This window comes from Nonomuraea spiralis (genome assembly GCF_014648435.1).
GTDB classification, from domain to species: domain Bacteria; phylum Actinomycetota; class Actinomycetes; order Streptosporangiales; family Streptosporangiaceae; genus Nonomuraea; species Nonomuraea spiralis.
This window is the reverse complement of sequence record NZ_BMRC01000008.1, coordinates 466,797-479,784: the sequence shown is the minus strand read 5'-3', so window position 1 is coordinate 479,784 and position 12,988 is coordinate 466,797. Positions and strand designations below refer to the sequence as shown.

Annotated in this window: 12 protein-coding genes, 1 tRNA gene and 1 riboswitch; of the genes, 5 read left to right on the top strand and 8 right to left on the bottom strand. The window is 65.1% G+C overall.

What is annotated here, in order from left to right; translation table 11 throughout:
* Window positions 1-304: 304 nt before the first annotated feature.
* From IEZ27_RS22835 to IEZ27_RS22825, 3 genes are all read right to left on the bottom strand, one after another.
* Entirely contained in the window at window positions 305-3,232 is a 2,928-nt protein-coding gene (locus IEZ27_RS22835) for a tetratricopeptide repeat protein (protein WP_189649052.1), read from the bottom strand.
* Window positions 3,233-4,491: 1,259 nt separating this feature from the next.
* On the bottom strand, window positions 4,492-4,869 hold the full coding sequence (locus tag IEZ27_RS22830; RefSeq protein WP_189649051.1) for a hypothetical protein: 378 nt from the start codon (window positions 4,867-4,869) through the stop codon (window positions 4,492-4,494).
* A 126-nt stretch (window positions 4,870-4,995) separates the two neighbouring features.
* Window positions 4,996-5,067 (bottom strand) — tRNA-Arg (locus IEZ27_RS22825).
* Window positions 5,068-5,181: 114 nt separating this feature from the next.
* Between IEZ27_RS22825 and IEZ27_RS22820 the strand changes: the two genes are divergently transcribed.
* The 4 genes from IEZ27_RS22820 to IEZ27_RS22805 all read left to right on the top strand — a co-directional run bounded on the left by IEZ27_RS22820 (window position 5,182) and on the right by IEZ27_RS22805 (window position 7,288).
* On the top strand, window positions 5,182-5,568 hold the full coding sequence (locus IEZ27_RS22820) for a response regulator transcription factor (RefSeq protein WP_189649050.1): 387 nt from the start codon (window positions 5,182-5,184) through the stop codon (window positions 5,566-5,568).
* Between the two features lie 121 nt (window positions 5,569-5,689).
* Entirely contained in the window at window positions 5,690-6,355 is a 666-nt protein-coding gene (locus tag IEZ27_RS22815) for an AIM24 family protein (RefSeq protein WP_189649049.1), read from the top strand.
* Window positions 6,356-6,483: 128 nt separating this feature from the next.
* Entirely contained in the window at window positions 6,484-6,783 is a 300-nt protein-coding gene (locus IEZ27_RS22810) for an ArsR/SmtB family transcription factor (protein ID WP_229824239.1), read from the top strand.
* Complete coding sequence (locus IEZ27_RS22805; RefSeq protein ID WP_229824238.1) at window positions 6,773-7,288, top strand: YbaK/prolyl-tRNA synthetase associated domain-containing protein; 516 nt, start codon at window positions 6,773-6,775, stop codon at window positions 7,286-7,288. Before IEZ27_RS22810 ends, IEZ27_RS22805 begins: the two co-directional genes overlap by 11 nt.
* 32 nt (window positions 7,289-7,320) lie before the next feature.
* Here the strand turns inward: IEZ27_RS22805 and IEZ27_RS22800 are convergent, their stop codons facing one another.
* From IEZ27_RS22800 to IEZ27_RS22785, 4 genes are all read right to left on the bottom strand, one after another.
* Entirely contained in the window at window positions 7,321-8,346 is a 1,026-nt protein-coding gene (locus IEZ27_RS22800) for a cellulose binding domain-containing protein (protein ID WP_189649048.1), read from the bottom strand.
* Between the two features lie 103 nt (window positions 8,347-8,449).
* A complete protein-coding gene (locus tag IEZ27_RS22795; protein WP_189649047.1) occupies window positions 8,450-9,286 on the bottom strand; it encodes a universal stress protein in 837 nt (278 codons plus the stop codon).
* Between the two features lie 2 nt (window positions 9,287-9,288).
* Entirely contained in the window at window positions 9,289-9,639 is a 351-nt protein-coding gene (locus IEZ27_RS22790) for a hypothetical protein (RefSeq protein WP_229824237.1), read from the bottom strand.
* 160 nt (window positions 9,640-9,799) lie between these two features.
* On the bottom strand, window positions 9,800-10,408 hold the full coding sequence (locus tag IEZ27_RS22785; protein ID WP_189649046.1) for a class I SAM-dependent methyltransferase: 609 nt from the start codon (window positions 10,406-10,408) through the stop codon (window positions 9,800-9,802).
* Between the two features lie 36 nt (window positions 10,409-10,444).
* A riboswitch (TPP riboswitch) is annotated at window positions 10,445-10,557 on the top strand.
* On the opposite strand from IEZ27_RS22785, the gene thiC reads away from it, so the two are divergent.
* Complete coding sequence (gene thiC / locus IEZ27_RS22780; protein WP_229824236.1) at window positions 10,550-12,028, top strand: phosphomethylpyrimidine synthase ThiC; 1,479 nt, start codon at window positions 10,550-10,552, stop codon at window positions 12,026-12,028. (Overlaps the previous riboswitch by 8 nt.)
* Window positions 12,029-12,056: 28 nt before the next feature.
* On the opposite strand, the gene IEZ27_RS22775 is transcribed toward thiC, so the two are convergent.
* On the bottom strand, window positions 12,057-12,908 hold the full coding sequence (locus tag IEZ27_RS22775) for an SDR family oxidoreductase (RefSeq protein ID WP_189649044.1): 852 nt from the start codon (window positions 12,906-12,908) through the stop codon (window positions 12,057-12,059).
* Window positions 12,909-12,988 lie beyond the last annotated feature (80 nt).

The following is a 12,988-nucleotide window of genomic DNA, read 5'->3' as shown; positions in this document are numbered from 1 at the left end:
CACTGCCAGTCCCAGCGCGATCGGCGACATCGCCCGCGCCGCCCTTGTCCTCACCCATTTCGAGCACAACTGGCTACCAGAAATTCGCTGAGATCACTTCAGTGTTGCCGACAGCACTGGCTGTCATCTTTCACATGGACATACGGTTCCGGCGCCGGTGCCGGAGTGCCTCGGACTGAGCGCCCAGCCGCCACCAGCGAGTACTCGTGATCAGAAGCCACTCCGATACGAACCGCGGAAAGGGCGTAAGTGAGCATTCGAGGGCAGGAACCGAAACTCGGACGCACACTCACCGGAAATTCTGCTATTCCTGGGGCGGATCGAAGCCAGTCCGGAGAATTCGCTCCCAGTTTATGTCAATGTATCCGGTCTTCTTTCGTATCCGGGCTAACCCGCGCAGGGCCTTGGTGTCTCCAGAATCGGCAACCGCTCGCGCGAGCTGCTCAGCCCCGCAATGATCCCCCGTAGATTCGCGCCTCCAGGCCAACTCGCTAAGAATGGTGGCGTTTCCAGCTCTCAGAGCAACCATAGCCAAGCGCTCCGCCTCAGAGTGAGCCCCCTGGGATTCGAACCTCCAGACCAATTCGCCAAGCGCGGCGGTTTCCCCGGCCTCTAGAGCGGCCAATGCCAAACGCTCCGCTTCGGCGTATTCTCCAGCTGCGTTACGAGCCAAGGCCAATTCTCTCAAAATGGCTGCATTTCCGGCATTGGCAGCAATCCGCGCCAGTCGCTCCGCCCCCTCCCAGTCTCCTGATGATTTTCGAAAGATCGCTAAGCGTGCGAGTGTGCTCACTTGGCCAGCTGATCCGCATAAAGCAGCCAGGCGGTCTACTCCCGCATAGTTTCCTGCGTCTTCACGACTTTTGATTAAGGGGGCGAGTGATGCTGCATGGCCCGCCTCTGCAGCTGCACGCGCAAAATCATCTGCTCCTTGCTCATCACCCGAAAGCTCTTTTAAGGCGGCGAGCTTGGGAAGCGCCTCGCTGTAACCGGAACCAGCAGCAATGCCATATAGTCGCTCTGCAGCCCAAAGATTTCCGATATTATGGCGCCGTCTAGCTAAGTCGACGACACTTTCGGGAAATCCGCCTAGAGCCATCGCGCATGCCACAAGCTCGGCCCCGTCTTGATCTCCTTCATCCTCGCGTTTTCGTACAAGCGAGGAGAGTGAGACGGTATGCCCGGCTTCCGCGACATCACGATATAGTGTGGCAGCGCCAGAAATATCCCCATTGATCTCTCGCAGGCGTGCTACTTCTATCAATGCTACAAGCTGGCCTCTGTCTGCGGCCTTGCGATAGAGGCTCTCTGCCTCAGCGCAGGTACCCTTGGCCTCTTTCAAGCGAGCCAACGCCATGAGAGCTTGAACATCTCCCGCACTCGCGGCAGTTTGAAGGAGTTTCTCTGCGCCTTCTATATCTCCTCTGTCTGCGAGCAGACTTGCTTGATTGGTAAGTGCTGCAGTATCCCCTCTCTTTGCTGCCTCGCGATAGAGCCGTTCAGCGTGGAAAGTATCTCCTGCCTTCTCTCGGGCAGCACCTAGAATGGATAGGGCACTTTTCCTTCTGCGATCTTTGCTCGCAGCGAGTTGCACGCGACGATAATCATCGTATCTTCCCGCAATCATCATTTTCCATGCTAGATCGGAAAGCGGAATCGAATCGCCATATTCGGCCGCATCTGTAGCTGCCTTTTCGGCTAGGTCCCACGCTCCTATCATTGCCAGTCGCTCGGCTAGCTCCGCAGCATGACCTGCCCGCACGGCTATATGTAGGATACGCTCCACCAGCTTAGGTCTGTTTGCTCGTCTCCTTCTGTACACTAGCTCGACTAGAGCCGACGAATCTCCCGCATCTGCTGCGGCACAAACTAATGATTCAGCCTCCTCTGGATCGCGTTGATGTTCTCGAATTAATCCAAGCTCCGCAGGGACTCTAGGGTCACCACACTCTAATGCAGATCTACACAAATGCTCCGCAGCTGCCCACTTTCTTTTTGCCTGTAGACGCTTTGCCAGTTCAAGCAATGCGTCGGCATTGCCATGCATGGCGGCGGCGACTGCTAATTCGTTGGCTTCCGACGCGGCGCCAGCGGCTGCTCGAATTAGGGCCAGTCGAGCCTGTGCATCAGGGTGCTTTAACTTGGAAGCCTCCTCATACAATTGCTTTGCTCGGCCATTATCTTCCATTTGCTCAAGTCGTCGCGCAAGGCCTACCAATGGACCTACGTGCCCAAACCTGGCTGCGGACTGCGCAAGGTGCTCGGCTCTAGCAAAGTCTCGATGCGCAATTCGAATCCAAGCAAGATCTGCCAGCTCCTGTGCCTGGCCGGCCTCCGCTGCAGCAACAGCAAATCGCTCCGCGCGATCGATATCTCCTGCGCGTTCTCTGGCGCGAGAGAGTTCGGCAAGCGCGAGAGCCTGCTGCGCATCAATAGCCTCGCGGTATAGCTTGTTTGCGGCCTCTATATGTCCAGCCTTTTCCCTGTTCCAGGCCAACTCTACAAGCGATCTTTTGTCGCCCATTCTGGCGGCATGTCGCGCCGCCTCCTCGGCGTCGCCGGATTCGCCTGCTTCTTCTAATATGCTGACTAACTGGACAAGGGCACCATTGTGGCCTGCATCAGCTGCAGCCCGAAACAGTCTTAGTGCGTGGATCAATCGCCAACGATTCTTTGCCGCGCGGGCGAGATTAGCTAGATCCTCCGGTGTGTGGGAGTTTTCTAATGCCGAATCCCAGAACGGGGCAGGTGGGCAGATCACACGACGCAATATGCGTCCAAATTGATCCAGGTAATCCGCAAGGCGATAAGCTTTACTCATGCTTCGGCCAGTGGGCACATGTTGGGGCATGAGAGGCCCCGGCAGCTTACGATGCCGTCTTACTAGACTGTCTAGCGCTCTTGAGAACCAATCGTCTTCCAGCAAGTCGAGACTGTCTTGATCAAGATAGGCATATGATGCCCTGCGAAGGAATTCTACTGAAATGTACGGCCCGTGGCCTAGGCGTCGAATATCCATGGCCGCCCACAGCACGGCTTGCTCTATGCAAGTGGCATGTTCATAACGTCGCATCAAATCTGGCGCGCCAGCTAAATATTGAGTGACGCGACCTCCGCGAGCAAATCTTCCTGCGTGGATGAGGCGCCGATCATCAAATTTTCCGCTGGCCAGCTGGACTATTTCATCCTTCGCGAAAGCTTCGGGAATTGAAATATCGCGGACTTGCTCCAATTCCAGCAGGGTTCGTGCAGCCTTATGTGGGTCGTTAGTGGCGGAAGGTGGATCATCGGTTAGCTCTCGCCAGTACTCTGGCCATATGGTCCCAAGAATCAATATTGGCCCACGCGTATTTTTGCGAAGCATTTCCTGTAGCGCAGTGGCAACCTGTTCTCCAGTCGGTTGTGGGGCTAGATAGAACTGTGCTTCGTTTAGCCAGATTACGGTTCGTGGCGCTAGAGAGCCACTCTGCAAAATATCGATTAGTGCCTGTGGACGTTCCGGCGTAAGGGGGTGCCATATTCGCCAGCCCTCTAACTCTTGACGGATGGCTTCCCAGCATGCACGCGTTTTCCCGGTTGAAGAATCCCCAACCACCAGGATCATTTGATTGCTGTGCCATGCGTCGGAGACTGCTTTCCTGAGCCGGTCATCGAATGGACTTCGCGATATATATGGCGGTAGCACTGGGAGCGGTTTTCCTGGCCCGGGATCGATCGCATCATGCACCTCAAGGGCTAGTGCATCGGCGTCCGATAGGGTCGCGATCGGCTCACCGAGTGGTTGCGGTATAGGTTTGAGCGCCTTAGATGCCGCGGCAGGCCGTCCGCCGCGCCTACTTGCACGACTTTGGGCAGCGGCTGCTCTTAGGTCCAGCCACCATTTCAAGGGGGGCACCTGGTGGCTGTTGCTTCGTGCTCTCAGCGAGAGGTACCTCACGAGAAATCGAAATGGTTCCCGGTCAGTGGGAGTGGTCACACCTTTGAACCAGTCAGACATAGTTGCGTCGGACAGACGGATGGCAGGCTGCTGGGCGAGCCCGTCCCGTACGACTGCCGCATACACGGGAGCGCCGGCCTGCTCGTAGAGCTGAGCGAGCTCCTCCGCCAGACGCTGCTCTGGCTCACTCTGCACAGCATGCCCTCCAACGTCCGGTCCGGAGACTCACCGGAATTGTCGCAAATCCGCGGCTGATCAGCACTTCGATCACTTCGGCGATCTCCAACGCATCGCCGGAATCGTTCCGGAGGGTCCCCGATGGAGGCGTCAGGCGAGGGTCATCGATCCAAGCAAGCTGCTCTCAGGGGATTTGCCATGCTCACTCTGGTCCATGCGCTCCGCGACGGTGCTCTCATCGGCGCGAGTGGAGGGCTTCTGTACTGCGGAACGATCGCCGCATCAGCGGCATTCTCGATCTTCGCGCGCACCCCAGCTCGTCGACGCGACGCCCGTGAAACCCTCAAACTGTTGCTTCGGTGGCGGTCTCGGATCCGCTAGGTCATCGGCTGCCCTTCTTCGGGGTCGGCCGATTTGTAGGTTAGTTCACCGCCCACGTCGTCATGCATACGTGGGCGGTGCTGGCCTCGACCGACCGGAGAGCCGGAGCGCGGCCAGCGGCCGCCCGACGCGTGGCAAGCCGCCATAGGCGGGCTGACCTTGATGACGCGGAGAAGAAGCGCATCCGCCTGATCATCTCCAAGCATCAACTGAGGGTTGGCACTGATCCGTCGGCTATTTAGGCCACCACGGGCGAGCTCACGCTCATCGTGGCCGCCGACGAGTGTCAGCACCGGGTGGCACGGGATCTGCTGATGCGGGCCGATATCAACGCAGGCGAGGAAGGGAGACTGACTGGCGGCGAGCTCGATCATGGTCCACAACTGGTCCACAACTGGCAAGCGTCAACGAGAACGGGCGGGACTCCGTGAGACTGGAGGCCCGCCCGTTCCTGCGATGTTCGCCCTGGTCAGCGGCCTGAACCACTGATCAAGATCTTGTGCCCCCTGTAGGATTCGAACCTACGCACCCGGCTCCGGAGGCCGGTGCTCTATCCCCTGAGCTAAGGGGGCGACGAGTGATAAGGCTATCAGCATCCGGGGACCACTCGGCACCAGATAACGCTCCTCGAACGCATCCTGCGAAAACCCCGCGTGACCGCCCCGCTACGGGCTAGCTTTGCGCCCGTGAGCGACGTTCTTGGCAAAGTACTGGTCGTGGATGACGACGAGGTCATCCGGCAGCTCATCGCGGTCAACCTGAACCTGGAGGGGTTCGAGGTGTCGACCGCCACCGATGGGCAGGACTGTCTGGATCGCGTGATGGACGTCATGCCGGATGTGATCACGCTGGACGTGATGATGCCGTGCCTCGACGGGTGGGCGACGGCGGAGAAGTTGCGTACGGAGGAGGCGACCAGTCATATCAAGGTCGTCCTGATCACGGCGCGGGCGCAGGACGATGACCGGAGGCGGGGGATGGGGATCGGGGTCGACGCTTATCTGACGAAGCCGTTCGATCCGGCCGAGCTCATTCAGGTGGTGCGGGAACTCGCTTTCGGGGCTCAGAGTTGATGGGTTTGTAGGCGCTGGGGGCGAGGCGCCGGGATTGGTGGGAGCGGCGAGGGGAGCGCCGTCCCGGCCGGGCTCGGGTGCACGTCGGCGGCGACGACCATCGACGTGTGAGAGGTACGACGTGCGCAGTTCGATTTTCGGCAACCTGGATGCCCAGCCGCTTCCCGCCGGCTTCGCCCTGGAGAACCACAAGATGCTCCGGGTGCAGTTGCCTCATGAGGTGCTGGCCAAGCAGGGGTCCATGGTCGCGTTCCAGGGGCAGATGGAGTTCGACTACGAAGGGGCCGGGGGGCTCGGGAAGCTGTTCAAGAAGGCCGTGACGGGGGAGGGGACCTCCCTCATGCGCGTACGGGGACAGGGGCTGCTCTACCTGGCCGACAACGCCGACGACATCCACCTGTTCTACCTGGAGAACGAGGGGCTCACGGTCAACGGACGGAACCTGCTGGCGTTCGGGCCGGAGCTCAGGTGGGACATCCAGCGGGTTCAGGGGGCCGGGGTCGCGGCGGGCGGGCTGTTCAACACCACGGTGACCGGCACCGGATGGGTGGCGGTGACCACGCACGGCACGCCGGTGTTGCTGGACGTGGCGAGGATGCCGACGTTCGTGGACGGGCAGGCGGCGGTGTGCTGGAGCGCCGGGTTGCAGGTCGGGGTCAATCGCACGATGAAGGTGGGGGCCCTGATCGGGCGGGGCAGCGGCGAGGCCATGCAGCTGGCGTTCCGGGGGCAGGGGTTCGTACTGGTGCAGGCGAGCGAGGGCGCGCCGGTGGTGCAGGCGTCGTGAGGACGCCGGTGGTGCAGGCGAGTGAAGGTGCGCCGGTGGTGCAGGTGAATGAAGGTGCAGGCGTCGTGAGGGCGCCGGGCGTGGGGCGAGGCATAGACAGGTAATTAGCTAATTGCCATAATGCCCTGGTGGACGTGGATCTGGTCAAGGCGCTGGCCAGCGACAAGCGGCTGCTCATCCTTGAGTGGCTGCGCGACCCCGAGCGGCACTTCCGCCCGCAGCGCGACGGCGATCTCGTACGTGACGGCGTCTGTTCGCTGTTCATCGCCGAGAAGCTGGGCGTGAGCCAGCCCACCTGCGGAGAGCACCTCAAGGTGCTGGCCAAGGCGGGGCTGATCCGGGGCAGGAAGATCAGGCAATGGGTGTTCTACCAGCGCGACGAGGACCGGATCGCCAAGGTCAAGGAGATGTTGAGCAGTGACTGGTGACTCGGTCGACGCCTACGGACGTCTGATCGCCGATCTCGACGCAGGCGGCGCGCGGTACCGGGTGATCGACCATCCGGCCGAGGGGCGTACGGAGCTGGTGAGCGCCCTGCGGGGGCACGGGGTCGAGCAGGCGGCCAAGTGCCTGATCGTGATGGTCAAGATCGGCAAGAAGACGACCCGGCACGTGCTGGCCGTCGTACCGGGTGACGCCCGGCTGGATCTGCAGGCGGTCAAGGGGTTGCTGGAGGGCACGTACGTGGCCTTCGCCGACAAGGACAGGGCCGAGGAGCTGGCGGGGAGCGTCAGCGGGACGGTGTTGCCGTTCAGCTACGATCCCCGCCTTGAGCTCGTGGTCGATCCTTCGCTGCTGGAGCTGCCGGAGATCTACTTCAACGCCGCGCGGCTCGACCGTTCGCTGGTGTTGGCCACCGACGACTACGTACGGCTGGCCGCGCCGCGCGTGGCCGGGATCGTGGCCCCGGCGACCGCGCCGACCGCCGGGTAGGCGGGAGGGCGGGCGTCGACATCCAAACGCACTCAGGTGCAGGTCGGCATCGGTGGGGTGTTGGCGGTGGTCCAGGAGGACAGGAAGCCGAAGGTGGTCGTCGCGCCGGGGGCGAGGGCGCCGTTCCAGGTCTCGTTCCGCACCGACACCGACGAGCCCGTCTGGGTGAGCAGGCCGCCCCAGAGCTGGGTGATCCGCTGACCGTCCGCGAACGTCCAGCCGACGTTCCAGCCGGTCATGGGGGAGGCGCCGGTGTTCTTGACGGTGACCTCGCCCTGGAAGCCGCCCTGCCACTGGCCGACGGTCTCGACGACCGCTGTGCAACCAGCACTTCCGGAGGGCGTGGGGCTGGGCGTGGTGACGGACAGGGCTGCGGTCAGGGCCGGATACCAGGCGTCGGACATCTTCTGGTCGCCGGAGGCGTTCGGGTGCACGCCGTCGTAGGTGTCCGTGCTCGTGCTGAAGCCCGTCCACTGGTCCACGACCGTGATGGGGGACTGCTGGGTGGTCGTGGCGGCGGCCCAGGCGGGGATGGCGTTGTCGAAGGCCACGACCCGCTGGGCACATTCGGAGCAGGTGGGCGGGCTCATCGGGATGATCTTGGCGACGAGGATCTTCATGGCGGGGTTGCTCGCCCGCATCTGGTTCACCAGCGTGGTGAACGCGCCCAGGATCGTCGCCGGGGCGATGTTGCTCCACACGTCGTTGGTGCCGAGGTGCATGACGACGATGTCGGGCCTGGTGGCGGCGAGCCAGCCGGGCAGCAGGCCCTGGTTCGCGATGTTGGTGGCCAGGTAGCCGCCGTGGCCCTCGTTGTCGCCGTCGTGGGCGACGCCGCAGCCCTGCGGGGGCAGGGTGCCGACGAAGTCGACGCCGGTGTAGCCGGCGCTCTGGAGCTTGTTCCACAGCAGGGCCCGCCAGCAGCCGGGGGATCCGGTGATCGAGTCGCCCAGCGGCATGATCCGGACGGCCGCCGCGCCCGCCGGGCCGGTGGTGAGGAAGAGCACCGTTCCGGCCAGTGCCAGCATCGCCGTGAGTAAGGCGCTGATCCTGCGCATGTGTCCGCTCCCGTCCCGTGGTCTGCGCAGATGGTAGGAGCGGGCGGGGGAACGGGAAAGGCAGGCGTCCCGGCCCAGGGGGGGTGACCTGCGGGAACGCCTGCTACGAGGATGTAACTTTCACGATCGCCATCGGGCAGGGCGCGTGGTGCAGCATGGCCTGGCTGACCGAGCCCATGATCATGCCCTTCAGCGTGCCCTGGCCGCGCGTGCCGACCACCAGCAGGTCGGCGCCGGACGCCGCCTCGCGCAGCACTTCGACGGGATGGCCGTGCACGACGTCCTCGATCACCTCCACGCTCGGGTGACATTGCCGGGGTACGAGCAGGTTCAGGCGCAGGGCCTCGCGGGCCTCGCGTTCGGCCTCGGGGTCGGCCGGCTCGAAGCCCGAAGGGCGCGGCCAGGCCCACGCCTGCACCGCGCGCAGCCTGGCGCCGCGCAGCTCGGCCTCGGCGAAGGCGAACTCCAGCGCGCGGCGGCCTCCTTCGGAGCCGTCCACGCCGGCCACGATCTCCCCGCGCGGGACGGCCGGCGGGTCGCGGACCAGGACGACGTCAATAGGGGCGTGCGCGGCCACCCCGTGGGCGACCGAGCCGAGCAGCAGCCCCCGTACGCCGCCCAGGCCGCGACTGCCGACGACCAGCAGTTCGGCCTCCTCGGCGGTCTTGATGAGCGCGGCGCGGGGATCGCCGGGCACGAGCTCCGTGGTCACCTCGGCGCCCTGCTCGCGGGCCTGACGCTCGGCGTCCGCGAGTATTTCCCGGGCGCCGTCGCGCATCCACTTGCCCACCTCGGCGTACCGGCCGGGGAGCGGGTGGCAGACCCAGTCGGGCACCACGTGGGCCACGGTCAGCGGAACCCCGCGCAGCACTGCCTCCTTGGCGGCCCAGTCGACCGACAGCAGTCCGGTCGGCGAGCCGTCCACACCTACGACGATCATGGTCAGGCCACGTAACATTCCACTTCGGCCCGGCGATACGCCAGGCCCTGTCTGGTGGACTCTTCGATGCACGCGCGCTCGGTCTTGCTGAGGAGCAGTTCGCCGCAGACCGTCACGCCGGAGTAGGTCCGGCAGTCGAGTGAACGGTTGCGCTTGCCGATACGGTAGTTCTCCCTGACCGCCTGCCTGCACTTGGCGCGCAGGCTCTGAGTGTCGGCGTAGCGGCACTGGGCGGTCAGCGTCCGGTATTGCTGCTTGCTCACTTCCTGCTGCTCGATGCCGTCTCCAGAGGCGGCAGCCGGTCCGATCGTGGTCAGAGCCACGATCGCGGCCACAGCGGCGATCTTCATCATAGTTCCCCTGAAGGGGTCCGTACCGCCAGGGGCGATCGCCAAACCTGGGGCCGGCCGCCATGCCGGTCGCGGGACGCTCGGCGCCCGCGTGCAGCGGCATGGCGGTCATCGGGGAATAATTCACCACATATCGGGCGAGCGTCCCCGGAGGTGGCGGGGGTCAGCCGCGAGCCGTCGCCAGCACGTTGAACCAGGTGCGGTGGGTGGCGTTCGACTCGTGCCAGGAGACCTCGAAACCGCACGCGTCCAGCGCCGCGAGCAGGGTGCCTGGGTCGCGGTGCACGAACCAGCGCTCGTACTCGGTCCGGTACGGCACCGGCTCCCACCCCTCGCTCTCCCCCAGGGCGGTGATCAGCCCGAGCACCCCGCCGGGCCGCAGTGCCGCGTGCCAGGCGCGCAACGTCGGCTCGGTCTGCTCGGACGGCACGTGCAGGAGGGCGGCGGCGGACCAGATGCCGTCCACGGACGCGGGCGGCAGCGGCGGGTACCGCAGATCGCCCAGAACGGCGGGAACACCTCGGCCGGCGGCCAGTTTGGCCATGCCGATCGACCGGTCCACGCCGACGGGGGCCAGTCCGCGTTCCTTGAACCAGGCCGTCTCGCGCCCGGGGCCGCACCCGAGGTCCGCGATCCTCGCCCCGGCGGGCAGGGCGGAGGCGAAGCGCTCACGGAAGGCCGCGAACGCGGGAGGGGGGTCGGTGAACCGCTCGTCGTAGTCGCTCGCGATGCGGTCGTAGGTGGCGGTCGTGTGCGCTATGGGATCAGACATCCCCTTGATCCTGCCACGCACGGAGTTATTATCGCGGTTGACCAACGCGGGAGCCCGGTGCGGACCGGGCTGAGAGGACGGCTGACAGCCGCCGACCGCCAGAACCTGCTCCGGATAATGCCGGCGAAGGGAGTTTGCGCGATGAGCGACGCGCGCTTTTCCAAGATCCACATCGGTGACCTTCAGGTGCCCATGCGGGAGGTCAGGCTCACGAACGGCACGTCCGTGCGGCTCTACGACACCTCCGGGCCGTCCCGTACCGACCGGTCGGCGTGGGGGTCGCCGGTCACCCAGCTCGGCGCCGCGCGGCGCGGGGTGATCACCAAGGAGATGGAGTTCGTGGCCGTACGGGAGGGCATGACCCCCGAGTTCGTACGGCAGGAGGTCGCGGCCGGCCGGGCGGTCATCCCGGCCAACGTCAACCACCCCGAGTCCGAGCCGATGGCCATCGGCAGGAACTTCCTCGTCAAGATCAACGCCAATATCGGCAACTCCGCCGTCACCTCCTCCGTCGAGGAGGAGGTCGAGAAGATGACCTGGGCCACCCGCTGGGGCGCCGACACCGTCATGGACCTGTCCACCGGGCCGAACATCCATGACACCCGCGAACAGATCATCCGCAACTCGCCCGTGCCCGTCGGAACCGTGCCCATCTACCAGGCGCTGGAGAAGGTGGGCGGGCGTCCCGAGGCGCTGTCGTGGGAGGTGTACCGCGACACCCTGATCGAGCAGTGCGAGCAGGGCGTCGACTACGTGACGGTGCACGCGGGCGTGCGGCTGGCCTATGTGCCGCTGACCGCCCGGCGCAGGACCGGGATCGTCTCGCGCGGCGGCTCGATCATGGCCGCCTGGTGCCTGGCCCACCACCGCGAGAGCTTCCTGTACGAGCACTTCGACGAGATGTGCGCCCTGCTGGCCCGCTACGACGTGACGTTCTCGCTGGGCGACGGGCTGCGCCCGGGGTCGATCTCCGACGCCAACGACGAGGCCCAGTTCGCCGAGCTGCGCACGCTGGGCGAGCTGACCAAGGTCGCGCACGCGTACGACGTGCAGGTCATGATCGAAGGCCCCGGCCACGTCCCGATGCACAAGATCAAGGAGAACGTCGACCTGCAACGCGAGCTCTGCGACGACGTGCCCTTCTACACCCTCGGTCCGCTCGTCACCGACATCGCCCCCGGCTACGACCACATCACCTCCGGCATCGGCGCCGCCATGATCGCCTGGTACGGCACCGCCATGCTCTGCTACGTCACCCCCAAGGAGCACCTGGGCCTGCCCAACCGGGACGACGTCAAGACCGGCGTGATCACGTACAAGATCGCGGCGCACGCGGCGGACCTGGCCAAGGGGCACCCGCAGGCCCAGGCGTGGGACGACGCGCTGTCCGACGCCCGGTTCGAGTTCCGCTGGGAGGACCAGTTCGACCTGTCGCTCGACCCGGACACCGCGCGCGCCTTCCACGACGAGACCCTGCCCGCCGCGCCCGCGAAGACCGCGCACTTCTGCTCGATGTGCGGCCCGAAGTTCTGCTCGATGAAGCTCAGCCACGAGGTACGGGCGGGCATGGCCGAGAAGGCGGCCGAGTTCACCCGGAAGGGCGGCTCGATCTACCTGTAGCCGGACGGCCGGGGAGCCGGCCAGGGAGTCAGCCGGGAAGCGTCTCGCCGCCGATCGGGGCCAGCACCTCACCTGTGTAGTAGGAGGACAGCCGGTCGGCGGCGAAGAACACGTACGAAGGGGCGATCTCGTCGGGGTCGGCGGCCCGCTTCATGGGCACCTGCGCGCCGAACTCCTCCACCTTCTCCGGAGGCATCGTGGCCGGGATCAGCGGCGTCCAGACCGGGCCGGGCGCGACGGCGTTGATCCGGATGCCGCGATCCACCAGGTTCTGGGCCATGGAGTAGGTGAAGGCGTTGATCGCGCCCTTTGTGGCGGCGTAGTCGATGAGGGTCCTGTTGCCGCGCAGGCCGTTGATCGAGGAGGTGTTCACGATCGCGCCGCCCTCCCGCAGGTACGGCAGCGCGGCCCTGGTGACGCGGTAGTAGCTGTGGATGTTGACCGCGAACGTGTGCTCCCACTGCTCGTCGGACAACTCCTCCAGCGAGTCCACCGGCGCCTGGTAGGCCACGTTGTTGACCAGGACGTCCAGGCCGCCCAGCTCGGACACCGCCTGCTCCACGACCGCCGCGCAGTGGTCGCGGTCGCCCAGGTCGCCGGGCAGCAGCACGCAGCGCCGGCCCTCGCGCTCGACCAGGCCGCGGGTGCGGTTGGCGTCGTCGTGCTCGTCGAGGTAGGCGACGGCCACGTCCGCCCCCTCCTTGGCGAACGCGACCGCCACCGCCCGGCCGATGCCCGAGTCGCCGCCGGTGATCAGCGCCCGTTTGCCGGCCAGCAGGTCCCGGCCCTCGTAACCGCGCATCTCGTCGCGCGGCTCCGGTGACATCTCGCCCGTGCGGCCCGGGTACGGCTGGTTCTGCGGCGGTGGCGTTTCCGGCATGTCCGGCGATCTTCCCCGGGCGCGGTATGGGTAACGTCACGTTCTGCCCAGTTTGCGTACGCGCCGTACGAGCCCTTCCG

Excerpts from the sequence above, each read along its gene's own strand:
- IEZ27_RS22795 (WP_189649047.1), bottom strand. The coding sequence starts at position 9,286 with ATGATCGTCGTAGGTGTGGACGGCTCGCCGACCGGACTGCTGTCGGTC.
- IEZ27_RS22775 (WP_189649044.1), bottom strand. The coding sequence starts at position 12,908 with ATGCCGGAAACGCCACCGCCGCAGAACCAGCCGTACCCGGGCCGCACG.
- IEZ27_RS22830 (WP_189649051.1), bottom strand. The coding sequence starts at position 4,869 with ATGATCGAGCTCGCCGCCAGTCAGTCTCCCTTCCTCGCCTGCGTTGAT.
- thiC (WP_229824236.1), top strand. The coding sequence starts at position 10,550 with ATGAGCGACGCGCGCTTTTCCAAGATCCACATCGGTGACCTTCAGGTG.
- IEZ27_RS22785 (WP_189649046.1), bottom strand. The coding sequence starts at position 10,408 with ATGTCTGATCCCATAGCGCACACGACCGCCACCTACGACCGCATCGCG.
- IEZ27_RS22790 (WP_229824237.1), bottom strand. The coding sequence starts at position 9,639 with ATGATGAAGATCGCCGCTGTGGCCGCGATCGTGGCTCTGACCACGATC.
- IEZ27_RS22800 (WP_189649048.1), bottom strand. The coding sequence starts at position 8,346 with ATGCGCAGGATCAGCGCCTTACTCACGGCGATGCTGGCACTGGCCGGA.